16 protein-coding genes are annotated in these 20,035 nt (G+C 49.0%); 2 read left to right on the top strand and 14 right to left on the bottom strand.

Features of this window, described 5'->3' with window-relative positions:
• Positions 1-14 precede the first annotated feature (14 nt).
• The 13 genes from ruvA to ACFS7Z_RS23710 form a co-directional block, all read right to left on the bottom strand.
• Positions 15-605, bottom strand: coding sequence for a Holliday junction branch migration protein RuvA (gene ruvA / locus ACFS7Z_RS23770; protein WP_377490666.1), 591 nt, complete (start codon positions 603-605; stop codon positions 15-17).
• Entirely contained in the window at positions 606-2,879 is a 2,274-nt protein-coding gene (locus ACFS7Z_RS23765; RefSeq protein WP_377490663.1) for an NADP-dependent malic enzyme, read from the bottom strand.
• Positions 2,880-3,137: 258 nt separating this feature from the next.
• Positions 3,138-4,739 carry a lytic transglycosylase domain-containing protein gene (locus tag ACFS7Z_RS23760; protein ID WP_377490660.1) on the bottom strand — a complete coding sequence of 534 codons (1,602 nt, stop codon included), beginning with the start codon at positions 4,737-4,739 and terminating at the stop codon, positions 3,138-3,140.
• Between the two features lie 9 nt (positions 4,740-4,748).
• The gene (gene gatA / locus ACFS7Z_RS23755; RefSeq protein WP_377490657.1) at positions 4,749-6,185 is read right to left on the bottom strand and encodes an Asp-tRNA(Asn)/Glu-tRNA(Gln) amidotransferase subunit GatA; all 1,437 of its coding nucleotides are present in this window, start codon (positions 6,183-6,185) and stop codon (positions 4,749-4,751) included.
• Complete coding sequence (locus ACFS7Z_RS23750) at positions 6,182-6,400, bottom strand: Sec-independent protein translocase subunit TatA/TatB (protein WP_377490654.1); 219 nt, start codon at positions 6,398-6,400, stop codon at positions 6,182-6,184. Before ACFS7Z_RS23750 ends, gatA begins: the two co-directional genes overlap by 4 nt.
• Positions 6,401-6,427: 27 nt before the next feature.
• On the bottom strand, positions 6,428-6,643 hold the full coding sequence (gene tatA / locus ACFS7Z_RS23745; protein WP_377490652.1) for a twin-arginine translocase TatA/TatE family subunit: 216 nt from the start codon (positions 6,641-6,643) through the stop codon (positions 6,428-6,430).
• Between the two features lie 855 nt (positions 6,644-7,498).
• Positions 7,499-8,734, bottom strand: coding sequence for a murein hydrolase activator EnvC family protein (locus ACFS7Z_RS23740; RefSeq protein WP_377490649.1), 1,236 nt, complete (start codon positions 8,732-8,734; stop codon positions 7,499-7,501).
• Between the two features lie 75 nt (positions 8,735-8,809).
• Positions 8,810-9,562, bottom strand: a complete 753-nt coding sequence (locus ACFS7Z_RS23735; protein WP_377490646.1) for a DUF4292 domain-containing protein — start codon at positions 9,560-9,562, stop codon at positions 8,810-8,812.
• Positions 9,555-11,312 (bottom strand): tetratricopeptide repeat protein, encoded by a 1,758-nt coding sequence (locus ACFS7Z_RS23730; RefSeq protein WP_377490643.1) that lies wholly within the window; start codon positions 11,310-11,312, stop codon positions 9,555-9,557. The genes ACFS7Z_RS23735 and ACFS7Z_RS23730 overlap by 8 nt, the downstream gene beginning before the upstream one ends.
• Positions 11,313-11,316: 4 nt before the next feature.
• The gene (locus ACFS7Z_RS23725; RefSeq protein WP_377490640.1) at positions 11,317-12,324 is read right to left on the bottom strand and encodes a sugar phosphate nucleotidyltransferase; all 1,008 of its coding nucleotides are present in this window, start codon (positions 12,322-12,324) and stop codon (positions 11,317-11,319) included.
• A 144-nt stretch (positions 12,325-12,468) separates the two neighbouring features.
• Entirely contained in the window at positions 12,469-12,918 is a 450-nt protein-coding gene (gene dut / locus ACFS7Z_RS23720; RefSeq protein WP_377490637.1) for a dUTP diphosphatase, read from the bottom strand.
• 14 nt (positions 12,919-12,932) lie between these two features.
• Positions 12,933-14,435 (bottom strand): oligosaccharide flippase family protein, encoded by a 1,503-nt coding sequence (locus tag ACFS7Z_RS23715; protein WP_377490634.1) that lies wholly within the window; start codon positions 14,433-14,435, stop codon positions 12,933-12,935.
• A gap of 31 nt (positions 14,436-14,466) precedes the next feature.
• Positions 14,467-15,249 (bottom strand): enoyl-CoA hydratase/isomerase family protein, encoded by a 783-nt coding sequence (locus ACFS7Z_RS23710; protein ID WP_377490631.1) that lies wholly within the window; start codon positions 15,247-15,249, stop codon positions 14,467-14,469.
• A 178-nt stretch (positions 15,250-15,427) separates the two neighbouring features.
• Between ACFS7Z_RS23710 and mscL the strand changes: the two genes are divergently transcribed.
• Together mscL and ACFS7Z_RS23700 are read left to right on the top strand one after the other, a co-directional pair.
• Positions 15,428-15,877 carry a large-conductance mechanosensitive channel protein MscL gene (mscL, locus tag ACFS7Z_RS23705; protein WP_377490628.1) on the top strand — a complete coding sequence of 150 codons (450 nt, stop codon included), beginning with the start codon at positions 15,428-15,430 and terminating at the stop codon, positions 15,875-15,877.
• A gap of 310 nt (positions 15,878-16,187) precedes the next feature.
• Entirely contained in the window at positions 16,188-16,520 is a 333-nt protein-coding gene (locus tag ACFS7Z_RS23700; protein ID WP_377490625.1) for a hypothetical protein, read from the top strand.
• 327 nt (positions 16,521-16,847) lie between these two features.
• Here ACFS7Z_RS23700 and infB read toward each other — a convergent pair whose 3' ends face one another.
• The gene (infB, locus tag ACFS7Z_RS23695) at positions 16,848-19,922 is read right to left on the bottom strand and encodes a translation initiation factor IF-2 (RefSeq protein WP_377490622.1); all 3,075 of its coding nucleotides are present in this window, start codon (positions 19,920-19,922) and stop codon (positions 16,848-16,850) included.
• Positions 19,923-20,035 lie beyond the last annotated feature (113 nt).

Below are 20,035 nucleotides of genomic sequence, written 5' to 3'. Positions count from 1 at the left end.
TGGGATATATTCTCTTATGAAGACTTCAACGCAAACTTAATCAACTCCTCAACGCTCAGATTACCGCCCTCGCGTTTGATTATGGTGTCAAGTGTTTTCTCGGCCACGTTCTTCGCGAAACCTAACGTTACTAATGCTGATAACGCTTCGGCACGATTTGTATTGTGTGCTGTTCCAGCCACAGCAGCATCCGAAATAAGGACCTCTTTCCTGACTTTATCTTTTAGCTCCAGAATAATGCGTTGGGCTGTTTTAGCCCCTATCCCTTTCACGTGCTGGATGGTGCGCACATCCTCTCTCACAATAGCCTGCTGCACCTCCTCTACCGACAAAGAAGACAGGATCATGAGCCCCGTGTTGGGGCCCACGCCCGAAATGGATATCAGAAGCAGAAACAAGTCTTTTTCGGCTGCCGTGGTAAAACCGTAGAGCGTGTGTGCATCTTCCTTTATATGCAGGTACGTATGCAGCTTGCAGCGCTCACTGCCAGGCAGCGAGGAGTATGTGTTCAGCGAAACTTTAATCTGGTAACCTACGCCACCTATGTCGATAATGACGTAAGTTGGGTCTTTGTGCGTGAGTTTGCCATCAATATAGGCTATCATCTATATGTGTTGGTTATTGTAATTCTGGGCATCTACTACAGCAATTGACACGATGTTCACAATCTCGCGGATAGAAGAGCCTAACTGTAAAATATGTACGGGTTTGCGCATGCCCATCAGCACCGGGCCGATTACCTCAGCGCCGCCAATCTCCTGCAGTACTTTATAGGCAATGTTACCAGAGGCCAAATCAGGGAACACTAGGGTATTGGCTCCATGCTCTGCCAGTTCGCTGAACGGATAGTGCTCGCGGAGCAGGCTGCGGTTCAGGGCTGTGTTAGCCTGCATTTCACCATCTATTAAAAGCTCAGGGTAGCGTTTTTTTGCCTTACGCACAGCCTCAGCTGCTTTGTTTGGCACTTCGCCGCTTACAGAACCGAAGTTAGAATAAGAGAGCATGGCTACACGTGGCTCTGTGTCGAAAAACTTGACGGTGCGTGCTGTTAAGCCGATAATGTCGACTAACTCGTCAGCAGTCGGGTTCAGGTTTACAGTGGTGTCAGCGAAGAAGAACGGCTCCCGCTGGCTTAGGATAATGTACATGCCTGCTACCTTGTTCACCCCTTCTTCTACGCCCACAACCTGCAGTGCCGGTAAAATCGTTTTGGAGTAATCGCGGGTAAGGCCGGAGATAAGGGCGTCCGCTTCGCCGTTGTTCAGCATCATACTGCCAAAGTAGTTGCGGTCGCGCATGAGTCGCTTCGCATCGAACAAGGTGAGTCCCTTGCGCTGGCGCTTCTCAAAAAGCAACTGGCCATACTCCTCCCGCCGTGCATCTTCCTGATACGTATCCATAATGGTGACCCCTTGCAGGTCCATCTTGTGTTCGGCTATAATGGCTTCGATGGTTTCGCGGTTACCCAGCAGGATAGGCTTTGCAATGCGCTGCTCTTTCACAATCTGGGCCGCCTTCAGGATCTTGTAGTTGTCGGCCTCTGTAAACACAACTGTCTTCGGGTCCTTCTTCGCCTGATTCATGATGCGGGTCATCAACTTCTGATCAATGCCAATCCGCTCCTTTAACTCCTGCTCATACGCCTCCCAATTAGTGATAGGGTTCTTGGCAACACCGCTGTCCATGGCTGCTTTCGCCACTGCCGGTGATATGGTGGTGATGAGGCGGGTGTCCAGGGGCTTTGGTATCAGGTAAAAGCGCCCAAAGTTGATGGTTGTATCGCTGTATGCCTTCAATACCACATCCGGCACGGGCTCTTTGGCTAAACTGGCGAGCGCATGTACAGCAGCCAGTTTCATTTCCTCGTTTATCTCTGTAGCGCGTACATCCAGGGCTCCTCTGAAAATGTAAGGAAAACCCAGCACGTTATTTACCTGGTTCGGATGGTCTGAGCGACCTGTAGCCATAATCAAGTCATCGCGCGTGGCCATAGCCACAGCGTAAGGTATCTCGGGGTCAGGATTTGCCAGGGCAAAAATAATTGGGTCTGCTGCCATGGTCTTCACCAGTTCCGGTGCCAGCACATTCCCCGCCGAGAGGCCTACAAAAACATCAGCGCCTTCCATGGCCTCTGCTAGTGTTCTTACTTTGCGCGTGGTCACGAACTGTGCCTTGTAAATATCTAGGTCGTCCCTGTCAGGGTGTACAACACCCTCTTTGTCCAGCATCACCATGTTGTTCATCCTCAAGCCGAGGGCAACGTACAGCTTAGCGCAGGCAATGGCGGCAGCACCAGCACCGTTCATCACCATCTTAATATTCTCTATCTTCTTGCCAGTCAGTTCGAGGGCGTTCAGAAGAGCCGCTGCAGAGATAATGGCCGTGCCATGCTGGTCGTCGTGCATCAGCGGTATGTTCATCTGCTCTTTCAGTGCCACCTCAATCTTGAAGCTCTCAGGTGCTTTAATGTCTTCCAAGTTGATACCGCCAAACGTTGGCTCCAGCGACTTTACTATCTTAATAAACTCATCTGGATCCGTGCTGTCTATTTCTATGTCGAACACATCGATACCAGCAAACTTCTTAAAGAGTACGCCTTTACCTTCCATTACCGGCTTAGATGCATCAGGGCCGATATTACCCAGTCCTAGTACTGCTGTTCCATTAGAGATGACTCCAACAAGGTTGCCTTTGGCAGTATACTTATATACATTTTCCTTATCAGCATGAATTTCTTTACATGGTTCCGCAACGCCAGGGGAGTATGCCAGTGCCAGGTCATGTTGGGTACTTACCATTTTGGTGGGTATTACCTCAATCTTCCCGGGCTTGCCGTCCATGTGGTAGTTAAGTGCGTCCTCTCTGTTTACTTTAATCATAAATGCGTTTGTTGTTTGTAGTACTTGTTCCCTGCGCTGGCAGTACAGTATTGACCTTTTACTATGTATATGTAGCTAAACACCAATTTTATAAGAATTTGGCGGTTATCCAAACCGCTGTCAAAGATAAGAGGTGCAGGAGACACTAAAGCAGAAATTATTCAATTTTAATCAGACTTCATGCATTTGTTAACCTGCCGATAAACAAAAAGCACCCTCTTCTGCAGAAGGTGCTTTTCTTAATGGTATGAGAAGGTGTTAGCTCAGGATAAGCTTCTGGCCTGGCTTCAGGTGATCAGACTTGAGCTTGTTCAGCTTCCTGATCTGCTCTATGCTGATGCCCTCGTATTGGCGGGAGATGTTCCAGAGGGTATCGCCTGGCTGCACATGGTGTATCACCTGCTTTATCTGCACGCTTTCTTTCACTTGCTTTGTAGCTGCTTTGGCAGTTGGCTTTGCTTCTTCGGTAGATGCAAGCAACACAGGCTGTTCTGCCTCTTCGGTTGCCTGCTGGATAATAACCAGCTTCTGCTCTGGCCGGATGCTGCTGCCATCCAGGTCATTCCACTCTTTTAACTGGGCAACGGTCACCTGGTGGCGCAAGGCAATCTGCGTTAGGTTATCACCACGCTGCACCGTGTAACTTGTTTCCTTATCAAAAGCAGGAGTTACAGCTACAGCGGTTTCTACTTCCTTTTCTACAGTTTTCTCTACTGCTTTTTCAGATTTCTTATCAGCTGGCTTCTCTACGTGCTTTTCAGTTTTAGCGGAGGCAAGTAGAATGGGTGCTTCTGCAGGGTCCTCTTTTCGCTTGATTGGCTCCCGAACCGGGGCAGCGGCCAGCATAATGCAATTTTTGTCTTCAGCGGAGGCCAGCAAGGAAGCGCGTTCTGCCGGAATCCGAAGCTTGTAGTTGCGTAGGTGCTGCGGAATAGTGGTTCCTTTTATCTCGGGGTTCAGGGCCATCAGTTCAGCCGGCGTGACATGAAGTTCAGCAGCTAGTCTCTTTATGTCCAGGTCCTGTGATACCTCCAGGTAGGCTACCTGCGGCTGATACAGAATGGAATCGGAGAAGATGTTGTGGTCTCCGGCATGATGCATGGTATAAATAACGGCTGTCATGGTCGGGATGTAGCCGCGGGTTTCTTTTGGCAGGTATGGGAATATCTCCCAGAAAGTCTTTTTGCCGCCTCCGGCTTTGCGGATGGCTTTGTTCACGTTACCGGGGCCACAGTTATAGGCTGCCATGGCCAATTCCCAGTCTCCATATTTGTTGTGCAGGCGGCGCAGGAATTTAAGTGCCGCTTCGGTAGATTTCTCCGGGTCCAGGCGCTCATCCACATACTCGTTGTACTTTAAGCCAAAGTCGCTGGCGGTCGGCTTCATGAACTGCCAAAGGCCGGCTGCTCCCACTGGCGACAGGGCCTTTGGGTTAAGCCCTGACTCCACAATGGAGAGGTATTTCAGCTCCATCGGCATGTTGTGCTTCTTGAGGTACTTATCATACATCGGGAAGTACACGTTCTCACGCGTAAGCATAGTACGGGAATACTTCCTGTTCCGGATGGTGAAGTAATCAATAAAATTCCTTACATAATTGTTGAACTCAAGCGGGATATCCGTCTCTATACAACTCAGCCTGTCAGCGATCAGGTCGCTAGGTACATTCGGGATGTGCTCCACCAGCAGGGCTTCCTCTTCAGGGGAAAGCTGGGTTGGGGTTATCTTTCCCTTCAGTGTGTCGCCTTCCGCTGTCAATGGTGCTTCATGCAAACGGCTGTGGCCGAGAGCAAGGGTATTGTTCACCCATACGCTACAGACCACAGCCGTTAGCAGTGTAAAGAATTTAGAATGAGTCATGGCATTAATTTATGCTTCAACGGTTATCTTGTCCATGATATAATTCGAAAAGGCAAGCAAAGCAGGCTCTTCAAATGAGCGGGTCAGTAACTGCAACCCTATGGACAGGCCGTTAGCATCGCGGCCAGCCGGAATAGAAATGGCTGGTACGCCTGCAAGTGAGGCCTGCACTGTAAAGATATCGGCCAAATACATGGCCAACGGATTTTCTATGTTTTCTCCTATTTTAAACGCAGTTGTAGGAGCGGTAGGCAAGATAAGAAAATCATATTGCTGAAGCAACTCATCCGTCTTCTCTTTAATCAGTCGTCTCACTTTTTGTGCCTTGGTGTAGTAGGCATCGTAATAATCGGCACTCAGTACAAAAGTACCCAGCATAATGCGGCGCTGTACCTCATGCCCAAAGCCTTCGGCCCTGGTTTTCTTATACAGCGACGTCAGGTCTGTTACGTTTTTTGAGCGGTAGCCATACTTCACACCGTCGTAGCGGCCCAGGTTCGAGCTGGCTTCGGCGGTGGTCAGGATGTAGTATGTTGGCACAATGTAGTCGAGGTAAGAGAATTCTACCGCCTCCACCTGGTGCCCATCGTCCTTCAGCATTTCCTTTACACCCAGTATAGCTTCTTTTACCTCCGCGTCCAGGCCTTCGTTCTCGAAGCAGTCGCGGATGTAGCCGATTTTATATTTCTTGTCTGTGGTAAGTAACTCGCTGTAAGCTGGCACCTCGCGTTCGCTGGCAGTGCTGTCCATGCCGTCTTTGCCCGCCATTACCTCCAGCAGCAGCGCTGCATCTGGTACACTCTTCGTAATCACACCAATCTGGTCGAAAGAAGAGGCGTAAGCGATAAGGCCATAGCGGGAAATACGGGAATAGGTAGGCTTAAAGCCGATAACTCCGCAAAAAGAGGCGGGCTGGCGCACGGAGCCACCGGTATCAGAACCAATAGAAGCCAAACAAAGGTCAGCCTGTACAGCTACTGCCGAACCGCCCGAAGAACCACCCGGTACACGGGAGGTGTCATCAGCGTTGAGCACATTACCAAAAGCAGAGGACTCATTAGAGGCTCCCATGGCAAATTCATCGCAGTTCTGGCGGCCAATGATAATGGCATCCTCCTGAAGCAGGCGTTCTACAGCCGAAGCGGTGTATAACGACTTAAAGCCATCCAGCATCTTGCTGGAGGCCTGCAGACTGTGGCCCTTGTAGGCGAGCACATCTTTGATGCCTATGACCATACCGGCCAGTTTGCCGGCGTTGCCATTGGCTACTTTCTGATCTACGGCATCCGCCTGCGCCAATGCTTCTTCGTTGAATACTTCCAGAAAGGCATTCAGTTCAGCCTTCTCTTCGATGTTCTGCAGATAGTGTTCTACCAGTTGCCTGCACGTTGCCTGCCCATTGGCGATATCGGTGCGGATGTCGCGTAGCGAGTTATACTGTCTCAATCTATTTTTGACTTAGGTTCGTCTTTGATGGATTGTTCAAGTTCGTTTTTGATTTCGTTTGTTGCGTCTTTAAACTCGCGCATGCCACGCCCAACAGAGCGTGCTATACCCGGAATTTTATCTGCGCCAAACAGTAAAAGCACTGCTGTTATTACAACAAGCATTTCTCCTCCTCCAAGGTCCCCCAGGAAAAGGAATACAGTACTCAAATACATACAGCTAATACAAGCTTATCCGTACAATTACTTGGTAGAGTGGCTGTCGTCTTTTACAGAAGTCTCAATGTCGTTCTTGATCTCCTTTGTAGCATCTTTGAACTCGCGGATACCGCGGCCCATACCTCTGGCTAGTTCAGGAATACGCTTGGCACCGAAAAGAAGCAGGATTACGAAAAGGATTAAGATGATTTCTGTGCCTCCGAGACCTCCAATAAACAAAAGTGTGTTGGTAATTTCCATCTTTTAAAAAGTTTAAATGATTGCTACAAAATTAGAGCTAATATTTTAATTAAACCCATAACAGCCTAGATTAGTTTAATCGGGCTCCTAAACGTTGCTATTTATATGGATAACAGCTGTTATCCAGGAGCTTAGCTTGGAAAAAGCAGGCAGAAAACCAGTTCCTGCCATTCCAGGAGAGGGATGTATTCTAAACACCTCTCCTGGCTCTTAGGGGCTGTTGCTCCTGAATGGAAGACTTATATAGCCATACTGCTATAAACAACAGCAAATGGTTAATGCGCTTAAGATAAAATATAATTGGCTTATATACCAACAGTTCAGGCAACGTCTTGGATTAGAGACCACCTCCGGGACCAGAATAATGCTGAACTGTACATCCTGAGGTGTGTTACTATAAAAAAGTAAAGAGTAAAGCTCCTTTAAATTTATTGACCACAAGCAACTTACGGATGTTTCTGTTTGTTCTTAAGAAAAAGGGCTAAAGTTCCATAACCTTTATATTAAATATAAGTATAGGTATAAATAAATTATAAGATACTTTGGCTTAGCTTAAATGCATTAAAGTTGCATCTTTGGCCAGTTCGTTGTAGATTTGAACCCAGGATTTTGACGCAGGCTTCTCAGAAGCGTGCTTTCATATAAATATTAAGTTTGTTTTCATAGCTTGGAAAGGCACCCTGCACTGTGGGGTGTTTTTTTATTTTGTACCTGTGCCCATTTTTATTCCTCTTGCTTTTAAAAACTTATGCTTGGAGAACCTGGTTAGCCTTCAGGCGCAATAAAAAGAGGAAGCCACAGCTGTAACTGTGGCTTCCTCTTTTTATACATTCCTAGCGTCTAGCTGCTCTCTTGCTACTTGTGCGCTATCCAACTCTCCGGGTTCAGGTTTTGCTGGTTCTTCCATACCTGGAACTGAAGCTCTGTAGTGCCATCGCTATCGGTATAGACGGTGCCAATCACATCTTTTATCTTGACTGTCTGGCCAGGCTTTACGTTTACAGTTTTCAGCTTCGCGTACACTGTAAAATAGTCGCCATGCTGCACCATCACAATGTTGTTCATGCCTGGTACCGTCGCGACAGTTAGTACGGTGCCTTCAAAAATGGCGCGTGCGTTCGCTCCCTGTGTCGTCTGAATGTCTACTCCGTGGTTTTCTACCACCACTCCCTTTAGTACCGGGTGGTTGTGCCGGCCGAACTTCTGGGAAACAAATCCCCGCTCTACCGGCCAGGCCAGGCGCCCTTTGTTACCAGCAAAAGAATTGGAAATAAGTGCCAGCTCTGGAGTTAAGGTTACCTTGCCGGCGCCTCCGCTTGACGCTTTGCCTGCTGCACGTGCCGCTCTTGCCGCGCGGGCAATTTCCTCCCGCACAATATCGGCAATCAGCTTATCCAGTTTCTTCACAGCTTCCTGCCGGGCGGCCACCTCCTGCTGCAGGTTTGTCTCCTGCCTGCTCAACTTGGTAATCACGCTGTCCTGCTGCCGCCGCATGGTCTGCAGGTTTTTGTTCTCTGCCAGTTGCTTGCCCAGCAGGTTTTGCTTTTGCTGCTTCTTAGATTCCAATATGGCCAGTTGGCCGCCCAAAACAGCCTGCACCTTGTTGATCTGCTCTACCTGCTTTTTGCGTGCCTCTGAGTATTGCTGTAGGTAGCGCATACGCCGAACCAGTTGGTTGAAGGAGTCGGATGCGAAGAGGAACATGAGCTTGTTGTAGCTGTTTGCCGTTTTGGAGGCGGCGTATACCATGGTGGCATATTCTGCTTTTAGCTTATCCAGATCATCCTGGAGTGCCCCTACTATACCCTCTGTTTCTTTTACGTCAGATTCAATGTAGTTTATCTCGCGGGAGATGTTGCTGATGACGCCCTTCTGAACCGTAATCTTTTCCTGTATGGCGTTGAGCTGACCAATCGAGGCTTCCTTCTGCTTCTTGGTTTGCTGCAGAATGCGGTTTGCTTCTTTTATACGTCTGAGGTTTTCTTTCTTCTCCTTTTCCAGCTGCGCCTTACTCTTTGTTTTCTGAGCGTGGGTTGCCAGCGGAAGGCACAGCAACAGCAGGAAAAAAATGAATCTGTAAAGGGCGTTCATCAAAAGGGCGGTTCTTCTACTCTGAGTCTGCAAATATGGCAAAACTATAAGTGAAGAACCAACAGCCCCAGATATTTAATTGATAGGTCCGCGTTTATAATCAGTCGGTATGCTGAACGGAAATGAGAGCATCTCATCAGAAACCGCTACGCGGTTGTAGTTAAGTTTAAAGTCCGACACCTCGCCTTTTTGGAGTACCTGTGCTGCCAGTGCGTGCGCAAAAGGCTCTTGTCCTATGTTCTGAAAGCTGTCGTACTTCACGGTAATGGTGTTGCCCGTATTCTTGTCCTGCACGTTCAGCTGTTGCAGTTTACTGTTCAGGCGGCCGATAAAGTAGTCGAACAGCAGGTTCTCGCGCAGCTGCTGCACGTGCTGCAGGTTTCCCTCATCCATGGCTTTCTCTGTTCCCTGCGTCTGAAGATTTCCGAGCAGGATAGACTGCAGGACCTCAAAGTTGACATCCACCTGAAACTTGTTACGGAGAAAAGTATAGTCGGTAGCCACATACTCCTTTTGCAGGCGGTTCATCAGGTACACCGAATCCTGCGTCAGCATCATGCGGGCCGCCTCAATGCCGAGGCCAGGTTGCACCGACACCCATATCACACTGTCCTTCTTCATCCGGATAGAGACTCCTGACGACAGGTTCTGGTTTTTGTCGTTCAGGGTAATCTGCCCTTTGGAGGAGAGGTAGTTAAAGTCGAAGTTGTTAACGGCTACTGTGCCTACCGTTTCTGTGGTGGCAGAGGCAGTGGTGGGAGCTGTTTCTCTTTTGCAGCCTGCCAGCAGGAACACTACTGCCAGGCAAAGCAAAATGTGTTTACTCATACAGCTTTTTATCTTTTATCTTTTTATCAATAAAGGCAGAGGCTTCACCTTTTAACTTGGCTTTCTGCCACTGGCTCACAGCCTCTTCTTTTTTCCCCAGCTTAAAGAGCACATCACCGTAATGCTCTACAATGGTGGCATCGTCTGAAATGGCAACTGCCTGCTCCAGGTACTTGCGTGCTTCTGTATACTTGCCGCTTTTGTACAGTACCCAGGCATAAGTATCTAGGTAGGTGGGGTTAGTAGGATGCTGCTTCACAAGGCGCTCTGACATTTCCAGAGCCTTCTGCATGTTCTGGTTGCGCAGCGACAGGAAATAACTGTAGTTATTGAGTACGTGCTGGTTGTTTTTGTCCTGTGCCAGCACCGCCTCGTATGCCTGGTCTGCCTTTTCGTATTCTTTCAGGGAGTTATAGCCATCGCCCAGCTGCATGTTGAACTGCACCAGTAATTCCGGCTCGCCAGCAGACAGGCGTTTACCGTGCTCCAGTGACCTAACAGCCTTCGCGTAATCTTTTGTTATAAGGTGGCCAGTGCCGTTATAGAACCAGAATACTGCCTGATTCGGGAAAAGCTCCAGTGCCTGCTCCGAGTGCTTTACCATGGCACTTGCCTCTGATAGCTCCGCATCCAGCAACACAACCTGCTGCCAGATCTTAAAGTGAGAATCGTCCAGCTTTACGGCCTGCAGGTAATTGTCGCGTGCTTCTGCTTTCTTGCCTACTATGGTTTGCAGATCACCCGCTACAGCGTACGCTTTGGCTTCATTGGGGTGGTTTTTAATCGTCAGGTCAACCAGTTCCAGCGCTACCCCTTCTACTTCAGGGTTAGGGAGTTGGCGGATGAAGTCAACCAGAATGCGCACCTTTGTGTCAATATCCAGGCCCGGGCTGCGGAATGCCTCTTTTACCTGTTTCTCAGCTTCTGATTTGTTGCCTTTCTGCCGGTTAAGGTCAGAGAGCATCAGGTGAGCAAAGGGATTATTCGGCTCGATACGCAAAGCTTTGTCCAGCACTTTTATCGCGTCGTCCGGCTTTTTCGAGGCATTCAGAAGCTCTGCCTGCGCCAGGAAGTAGCGAATCTCCGTTGGGTTGGTTTCAAGTAGTTTCTCACCCTCCTGAATAGCCTTTGGCATATTCTTCTGGCGCAGGTATATCTGCTGGCGGTTCACCAGGAGCTGCTCCATTTCACCAAACTGCTTTTCGATGCGCTCATACGTTTTCAGGGCGTCTTCAAAGCGGGATTGCGATAAGTAAAGGTCTGCGAGGTTAAAAAGGTATTCTTCTGAGTTGGGTACATTGCGCAGCAGGTCGTTGAAAGCCTGGGCGGCCTCGTTAAACTGCTTCTTTTCGGTATGCAGCTGCGTCACTAAAAGATAGTAATAGGCATTCTGCTTCTCAAGAGCCACAGCAGCCCTGGCAAAAGGCATGGCTGCCTCTGAGTCCTTCAGGTGCAGGTATGTTTCGCCTATCTTATAGTTTAAGGCGGCGTTGTTGGGGGTAACGGTGTATGCTTTTTGAAAAAGCTGGAGGGCTTGTTGATAGTCCTCCAGCATGTAATATTTCATTCCATCCAGAAACAGTGCCTCGCTTATCTGCCTGTCGCGCTCCGTTGGCTGCTGCATTTGCGGGGCAGTAGCCGTAATGGGCGCAGACTTGTCTTTCTTTTTAGAAGACTGAGCATTGCTCTCACCTGAAACAACAAAGGCCAGGCAGCAAGTGGCAAGTATTAAGTTTCCGAATGTTTTCATAAATCTACTCTGTAAGCGTATTGAAGTCACCGAGGCTAAGGTCAGACTGTCGCCCCTCATATACAACAAAGTTGCCTAACATAGAGTTTGCAACGTTGCCGTTTTTTACGGAGGTGTCTTCCTGAACGATCGAGTTGCTAACCACTGAGTTGTATACGCTTGTGTTGTTTCCGATGGAAACGTGCGGGCCGACTACCGAGTTGGTAATTCTGGCGTTTTCACCAATGTATACAGGAGGGATAATCACCGCGTTCTCCAGCTTTGCCGATGAGGCCACCAAGCCTTCCTCATCCTTTATATACTCCAAATAGCGTTGATTAGTATAAACAGTTGCGTTTTTATTTCCGCAGTCGAGCCACTCAGAGATCACGGCTGGAATAAAGGTTGTGCCTTTGTTCTTCATGTTCTCTAACGCATTGGTTAACTGGAACTCACCTTTGTCTTTGATGTTGTTGTCCAGCAGGTACTGCAGCTCACTGCGCAGGTACTCTCCGTCGCGGAAATAATAGATACCGATTATGGCCAGGTCAGAAACAAAGTGCTCCGGCTTTTCCACAAAATCAGTTATCTCATTCTGCTCGTTCAGCTTTATCACGCCAAAAGGACGAGGATCTTCCACGCGCTGTACCCAGATGGTACCGTCGGCGTTGGTGTCGAGCTTGAAGTCTGCCTTGAAGAGTGTGTCGGCAAAGGCTACCACTACTTTTCCTTCCAGAGAAGCCTGTGCACAAAGAATGGCGTGAGCGGTGCCCAGGGCCTCTTCCTGGTAATAGATGCTGCCTTTCGCGCCAACGGCCTCAGCGATTCTTTTCAGATCCTGCTCTACCTTGCTCCCGAAGTGGCCGATAATAAAGGCAACCTCCTCAATAGGCTCCTCGCATACTTTTGCAATATCTTCTACAAGGCGCTGCACAATAGGCTTGCCTGCAATCGGGATAAGTGGTTTGGGAACAGTTAAGGTGTGGGGACGCATGCGCTTGCCCATTCCTGCCATCGGTATGATTATCCTCATAGTTGTTATTTGATTGGTTTAAGCTACAGGAGCGCCTGCTGCTGCAGCGATTTTACATTTATTTAATAATTGGGGTGATATTCTGTTGTAGTACTAACAAGCGCCTTATAATATTAACGAAAAAAAGCGCTGAGGTTACAAAAATTATTTTGTGCCGGTGCTGCCATAGCCACCTGCACCGCGCTCTGTGTCTGTCAGGCTCTCTGCTGCACGCCATACTATACGCTCATAGCGGGCCACTACCATCTGTGCAATGCGCTCTCCGTCTTCTACTACAAACTCCTGATCAGACAGGTTTACCAGCAGCACTTTTATCTCGCCACGGTAGTCGGCATCAATCGTGCCTGGGCTGTTCACAATAGAAATACCATGCTTATAGGCCAAGCCGCTACGCGGCCTAATCTGTGCCTCGTGCCCTTCAGGTAGCTCTATAAATAAACCCGTCGGGATGAGTGCCCGCTGCAGTGGCTTCAACGTAACCGGCGCGTCGAGGTTTGCCCGCAGGTCCATGCCTGCCGAGTGCTGCGTTTGGTAGGAGGGAAGAGTGTGTTTGGATTGGTTAATGACGTTAACCAGTAAGTCTTGTGTATTCATTATCTATAGATATGTCATGCTTTCATTTTAGAGAAACGCGGACGTTCCCGCAGCCATACAATAACCAGGAAGATGGCGCATACGCCTAAGTGGTAAGCGTGTCGCAGCCAGAAGTTCTCAATCTCAACGTCAAGGGCTAGCCACACCAGGCCGGTAGCCAGCAGAATATAGGCTACTATGGTTTTAACCGGATAGGGGATAGGGTAGTGGCGGTTGCCCAGCAAGTAGCTCACCATTGCCATACTGAAATAACAGATAAAGGTAGCGATGGCCGAGCCCATGTACCCCAGCACCGGAATCAGGAGCAGGTTGAAGATGATGGTAATGGCTGCCCCACCGAAGCTGATGTAAGTGCCGAACCTTGTTTTGTCAGTCAGTTTGAACCACACGGAGAGGTTGTAGTACACGCCCAGGAACAGGTTGGCCAGCAGGAGCACCGGCACCACCATTATACCCTCTCGGTAGCTCTCCCGGCGAAGCAGTAGCGCAAAGTCTTCTAAGTTAGCGGAAATGAACAGGAAGATAAAGGCACAGGCAATCACAAACCACTTCATGATAAGGGCAAACGACTGGGGCGAGTCTTTCTCTTCGGCCTGCGAAAAGAAGAAAGGTTCGGCTGCATATCGGAAGGCTTGAATGGCCAACGTCATGAAGATGGAGAGCTTGTAGCAGGCGCTGTAAATCCCGACAGCCGCCATGTTGCTTCTGTTGGGATAAAAGCTTTCCGGCAGCCACTCCTCCAGTAGTATCCTGTCGATTACTTCGTTCACCATACCTGCCAGACCCATAAATAGGAGCGGGTAGGCATAGAGGAACATTGGCCGCAGCAGTTTCAGGTTCAGTTCGAATCTTAAAACTGAGAACTCCTTCCACAGCATCGGAATCAGGAGGGCATTGGCTACCAGATTTATCAGGAAAATATAGCCAATCCCGAAATCCGGGTTATACAGCTGCTCTGCCAGTGGCCTCAGTTCCTGCAGGTAATCGCCATAGTATATATTCCGGAGAACCACCAGGAAAAAAAGGTTTGCCCCTACCGTCAGTAATATGTTAACAAGTTTAATGGAGGCAAACTTGATGGCCTTGTTCTGCAGGCGCAGTCTGGCGAAAGGGATGGCCACAATGGCATCTATCGCCAGTATAATGGCTAGCCAGTTGATGTAGTTCAGGTACTCCTGGGGATACCCTTTATACTCTACTACGGCCCCGGAAATAAGCAGCAGTATTCCTGTGAGGACGACGCTGCTACACATGATCAGGGTGAGTACCTCGTTGTAGAGTTTGTCCCTGTCGGCCCCGGCTTTGTTGGCAAAACGGAAAAAGGCTGTCTCCATTCCATAGGTGTACAGAATGTTGAAGAATCCGACAAAAGCGTAGAGGTAAGAAACCACACCATACTCCTCGGGGAGGAAGACTTTGGTGTAGATAGGTACGAGCAGGTAATTTAGGGCTCTGCCAACGATACTGCTTAGGCCATAGGCAGCAGTTTGCCCTACCAGTTTCTTGGCTATACTCATGCGATAGGTTTGAGAGCCGGGTGTTCCTTTTTTAGTTACCTGTAAAGTTTGGTTTGCGCTTCTCCAGGAATGCGTTGGTGCCTTCTACAAAGTCTTCGGAGGCACATAAGCGGGCGAATGCATTTGCCTCTGTCTGGTATCCGTTTTCATCTTTGTTGAATACCGCGTTTACACAATCAATGACAAGGCCTACTGCCAACGGCGCCTTGGTCCTTATCTTCTCCATAATCTGCAGGCACTTGCTCATCAGTTCTTCCTGCGGCACCACATGGTTTACTAAACCAAGTGCTTTTGCCTCCTCTGCAGGAATCATGTCGCCGGTCATCGCCATTTCCATGGCCTTGCCCTTGCCCACCAGCTGTGTGAGGCGCTGTGTGCCCCCATAGCCTGGCAATACGCCAAGGCTTACTTCCGGTAAGCCAAGCCGGGCATTGTCGCTGGCTACACGCATGTGGCAGGCCATGGCCAACTCGCAACCTCCTCCTAAAGCAAAACCGTTTATGGCCGCTATCACAGGTTTATTGCAGCGCTCAATCATGCTGAAAACCTCCTGCCCGCGCTCCGAAAAACTACGGGCATTCACCTCGCTCAACTCTGCAATTTCAGATATATCGGCGCCAGCCACAAAAGCCTTAGGGCCAGCCCCTGTTATAATAACTCCCTTCACGGCAGTATCTTCATACACTTGCTGTATAGCTTGTTTTATCTCGCTAATTGTAGCAGAGTTAAGTGCGTTCAGCTTGTCTGCCCTATTGACAGTAATCGTAAGAATACCATTTTCCAGGTTAAGCAGCAGGTTCTCGTATGTAATCATAGGTTAATCCGACTCAGGTTGAATTCAAATTCTTCTTTACAAAGATAGTGATTTAGTTCAATCCCTAAACAGCCAGTCGGGCAGGTCTGGGTAACAGTGGTGCAGGAAGAGGTGTGGAATGTCTGACAGAATGGCTAAGTTTGCAGCTCATTTCTTGAATCATTAATCTTATACATGCATGGGTTTCTTTTCAGAGTTTAAAAAGTTTGCCGTCAAAGGAAATGTTATCGATCTAGCTGTAGGTGTGGTGATTGGTGCTGCTTTTGGAGCCATCACCAAGTCGTTGGTAGACGACATTATCATGCCGCCCCTGGGGCTGCTGGTAAGTAAAGTAGATTTCTCCAGCCTTCAACTGGTGCTGCGGGAGGCTGTGGTAGAAAACGGAGAGGTGGTGGCCACTGCCGTTACCCTGAACTATGGTAACTTTCTGCAGTCAGTGTTCAACTTCCTTATTATCGCGTTTGCCATTTTCATGCTGGTGCGCACCATCAACCGCTTACGCGAAGAGGAAGCAGCCAAGCCAGCGGCAGCTGTTAACAAACAGGAGGTGCTACTGGCTGAGATACGCGATTTGCTAAAAGGCGAAAATGAGGTACCCGCTACTGATCCGAGCAAAAAGGTTGTATAAGAACATAGCTTTTTATGAATTTTCCAGTACCTGACACAGCGAGACTTGTAAATTGAAAGTAAACAAGTACATTTAGGTCAGTCTTTTAAGTGCCTGATTTGGGAAGATGGCACGATGGGCCGGTTTGTAAATAATGGTGTGACTGCTGTTTCATGGTAAAGGCTGCCACTGAAACGAAGCCCCGTATGGGTTGGTCACATAATTTTGAGTAGCAGAACTTTTATCTTCATTCTACGTGTTAAGGAAGCACAAAAGATTTTGTAAGAGTTTTACGTTGTATACCTAAGACACCTTGATAAGTAGAATTAACATGAAGAAACTGACCCTGCTGCTTTTTACTTTTGGAATCATCCTTTTCTACCCGGAAGCGAATGCCCAAACCTCACAGAGCAGCACCTTGTCTGCTAAGGATGAGTATTGGGGTACTGCTAAGGTAGAGCGCAAAGGCACATCAGTTGATGCCGCCGATCGCCGTGCAGCTGGTTTAGATACCCGTTTCAATGCCTACGAAGATGACCGCCGCAAAACCTTTGATAAAAAGAAGATTGCGAACAGCAAGCGAATGAAAGAGATTTTGAAAAAAGAGAAGAAAATGATGAAGAAGCATAAGCGCGACAAGCGCCGACTGCGCCGTTCACAATAGAAAAAGTTCTTCAACTCAAGTTATAGTAGAGAAGCCTGTCAGATTAAGTTCTGTCAGGCTTCTTTTTTTAGAATCATCTAGTTTCCGGCTTACAGCCTTTGTCTTTGTTCAGCCTTGTTCTTACTTTGTATGGTACATGTGCTCATTATTCATAAAAGCCCAGGTGGATGATGCAGCCACAAGTCTTCATTCTGATAATCCTGATTCCGATAGAGTATTCAGGTTCGGTGGGATTCAGAAGCCATGACATAAACAGGCATTCAAAAAATGCAAAGCGCCCCAGCCGCGTTAGCAGCTGGGGCGCTTTGTTCAAAATTAAAATCCGACTTATAGTGTACGCTTTATCTCTTTCTCTACGTAGGCTTCAATCACGTCACCAATCTCAATCTCATTGTAGTTTTTCAGGCTGATACCACACTCGTAGCCCTGTTTCACTTCCGACACATCGTCTTTGAAACGCTTCAGAGCCAGTATTTCACCGTCGTGTACTACAATGCCATCGCGCACCAGGCGAACCTTGGCGTTACGCTGTATGCTGCCATCTGTCACCATACAACCTGCAATTGTACCCACCTTTGTAATCTTGAAGACGTCACGCACCTGCGCGTTACCCGTAATCTCTTCCTTCAGTGTTGGTGCAAGCATACCTTCCATGGCATCTTTTACCTCGTTGATAGCGTCGTAGATGATAGAGTACAGGCGTACATCAATTTGCTCCTGCTCTGCCAGTTTACGCGCATTCAGGGAAGGACGCACCTGGAAACCAATGATAATCGCGTCAGAGGCAGAAGCCAGCAACACATCAGACTCAGAGATGGCCCCCACGCCTTTGTTAATGATGCTTACCTGAACCTCAGGCGTAGACAGCTTCAAGAGGGAGTCAGCAAGTGCTTCCACGGAACCATCCACGTCACCTTTCACAATCACATTAAGCTCCTTGAATGATCCGATTGCCAGACGGCGACCAATCTCATCCAGCGTAATATGCTTACGGGTACGCAAACTCTGCTCACGCTGTACCTGCGAACGGTTTGTGGCAATTTCACGTGCCTCGCGCTCCGATTCCATTACCAGGAACTTGTCGCCGGCCTGTGGTGCTCCATCCAATCCAAGCAACTGCACTGGCGTAGACGGCCCAGCTTCTTTCATCTTCTTGCCAAGGTGGTTGGTCATGGCTTTTACCCTACCATAATGAGAGCCAGCCAGTACCACATCACCTATTTTCAGGTTACCTGTCTGTACCAGCACGGTAGCTACATAGCCACGGCCTTTGTCCAGGGAGGCTTCGATAACTGTACCTATTGCAGCACGGTTCGGGTTCGCCTTCAATTCAAGAATTTCAGCTTCCAAAAGCACTTTTTCCAACAGTTCCGGAATACCTGCACCTGTTTTAGCAGATACTTCCTGCGATTGGTATTTACCACCCCATTCTTCCACCAGGATATTCATCTGGGCGAGTTCTTCCCTTACTTTATCCGGGTTAGCGGCTGGCTTATCTATTTTGTTCAGTGCGATAATGATTGGTGAACCGGCTGCCTGTGCGTGGTTGATGGCCTCTTTTGTCTGGGGCATCACGGAATCGTCAGCCGCAACTACGATAATAACAACGTCTGTTACCTTGGCACCACGGGCACGCATGGCCGTAAAGGCTTCGTGACCCGGTGTATCGAGGAAGGTAACAGTACGGCCGCTTTCTGTTTTCACTTTATAGGCACCGATGTGCTGCGTAATACCACCGGCTTCACCTGCAGTCACGTTTGCGTTTCGGATGTAGTCGAGCAGGGATGTCTTACCGTGGTCAACGTGACCCATGATGGTTACGATTGGGGCACGCTCTTCCAAATCCTCCTCGTTCTCCTCACCTATATCCTCCAGGGCCTGCTCGTCTTCTGTTGTAATGAAGTCAACGTCGTAGCCAAACTCATCTGCAATAACAGTGATGGCTTCAGCATCAAGGCGCTGGTTAATGGAGACGAACATACCCATTTGCATACACACCTTAATGATGTCGTTCACGCTCACATCCATCAGGGAGGCAAGGTCATTGGCCGACACGAATTCAGTTACACGCAGTGTCTTAGACTCTGCCTGCTCTGCCATGCGGCGCTCTTCAGTGGCATCAGCAACGGCAGAACGCTTTTCACGGCGGTACTTGGCACGGTTACCACCGCCTTTACCACCGCTCAGCTTTGCGAGCGTTGCTTTAATCTGCTCCTGAATTTCCTTGTCCGTAACCTCTGCTTTAACTGGTCTGCCAGCCGGGGCAGTAGGTCTGGGCCCTCCTTTGGCGCCACCTCGTGGTGGACGCTGGCTGCTACCGGCACCTCCGCCAGCAGCTCTGTGCTGCGAAGGAACAATAGGACGCTGGTTGCCTTGACCGGGTCCCTGGCCTTGCGCCTGACCCTGCTGGCCGCCTTCGCCCACAATAATGCGCTTGCGCTTTTTCTTCTTGCCTTTCTTGTCGTCTGACGACGCCACAGGCTTAGAACCTTTTCTGCGCGATTCTGTAGGCAACTCTATTTTGCCAAGTACAGTGAGACCTTTTAACTGGTCTGCTCTTCCTGAAATCTTTTCTATATCCTTGTTATTTTCTTGCTCATTCGCTGCATCAGGAGTGGCCGGTTGCTGAGGCGCCTTCTCTGGTGCTGGCTGTTTTGGTGCGCTTGCGGCTGGTTTCTCAGCGGCAGGCTTCGCCGGTGGTTGCTGCGCAGGTGCATCCTCTTTCGGCTTGGCAGGAGCCTCAGGGGCCTTGGCAGCTGGTTGTACCGGCGCAGCAGGAGTCTCAGGAGCTTTTGGCGCTTCTGTTTTCTCTGGTGCTGGCGCTGGTGCAGCAGGTTTCTCTGGCGCAGGCGCTGCGGCCTGTGGCGCCTCTGCGGCAGGCTTTTCGGCTACCTTCGGCTCAGGAACTGGCGCTGGTTTTTCTTCAGCAGCAGGTGCTGGAGCAAGCGTCGGTGCAGGTGCGGGTGCAGGTTTCCTCGGAATCGGATTGCCTTTGGCATCCAGTTCTATTTTACCCAATACTTTAATGCCCTGTAGCTGAGGAACAGCGGCTGCCGGCTTCGGGGCAGGGGTTTCCTGCCGTGGCTGGCTGCTGTTCTTTATCAGCATTTCCTGCTCAGGCTCGCTTTGCTTCTTTGGTTCAGGGTGATGGTGCTTTTCAGACTCGATCACCTGGTTGCTCTGCGGCTTTTTACCTATATTTATTTCTTCCGCCTCCTGCTTGTCCTGCATAGAAGAAGCGTACTCTTTCGCCAGCATACTGAACTGCTCTGCCGTGATTTTGGTAGTGGGTTTGTTTTCCACGTCAAAACCTTTAGCAGAGAGGTAGTCCACAATGGTAGTAGTACCAATGTTCAATGTAGTTGCAACCTGTTTGAGCCTCCTTGTTTTTTCTTCTGCCATTTTGTTCTAATATGCTGTCTTTTAATACTGTGTAAAATATAGTTGCCTAGTCAGAGACTGATAAAGCTGCACGCCGTTGTAATTCTCTCAAAATTAAATGAACAGCGCGCAAC

Origin of the sequence: Pontibacter toksunensis, from assembly GCF_042686245.1 — a bacterium.
Taxonomy (GTDB): domain Bacteria; phylum Bacteroidota; class Bacteroidia; order Cytophagales; family Hymenobacteraceae; genus Pontibacter; species Pontibacter toksunensis.
Note: the sequence above shows the minus strand (reverse complement) of the source record. Positions and strands in the feature narration are given on the sequence as shown.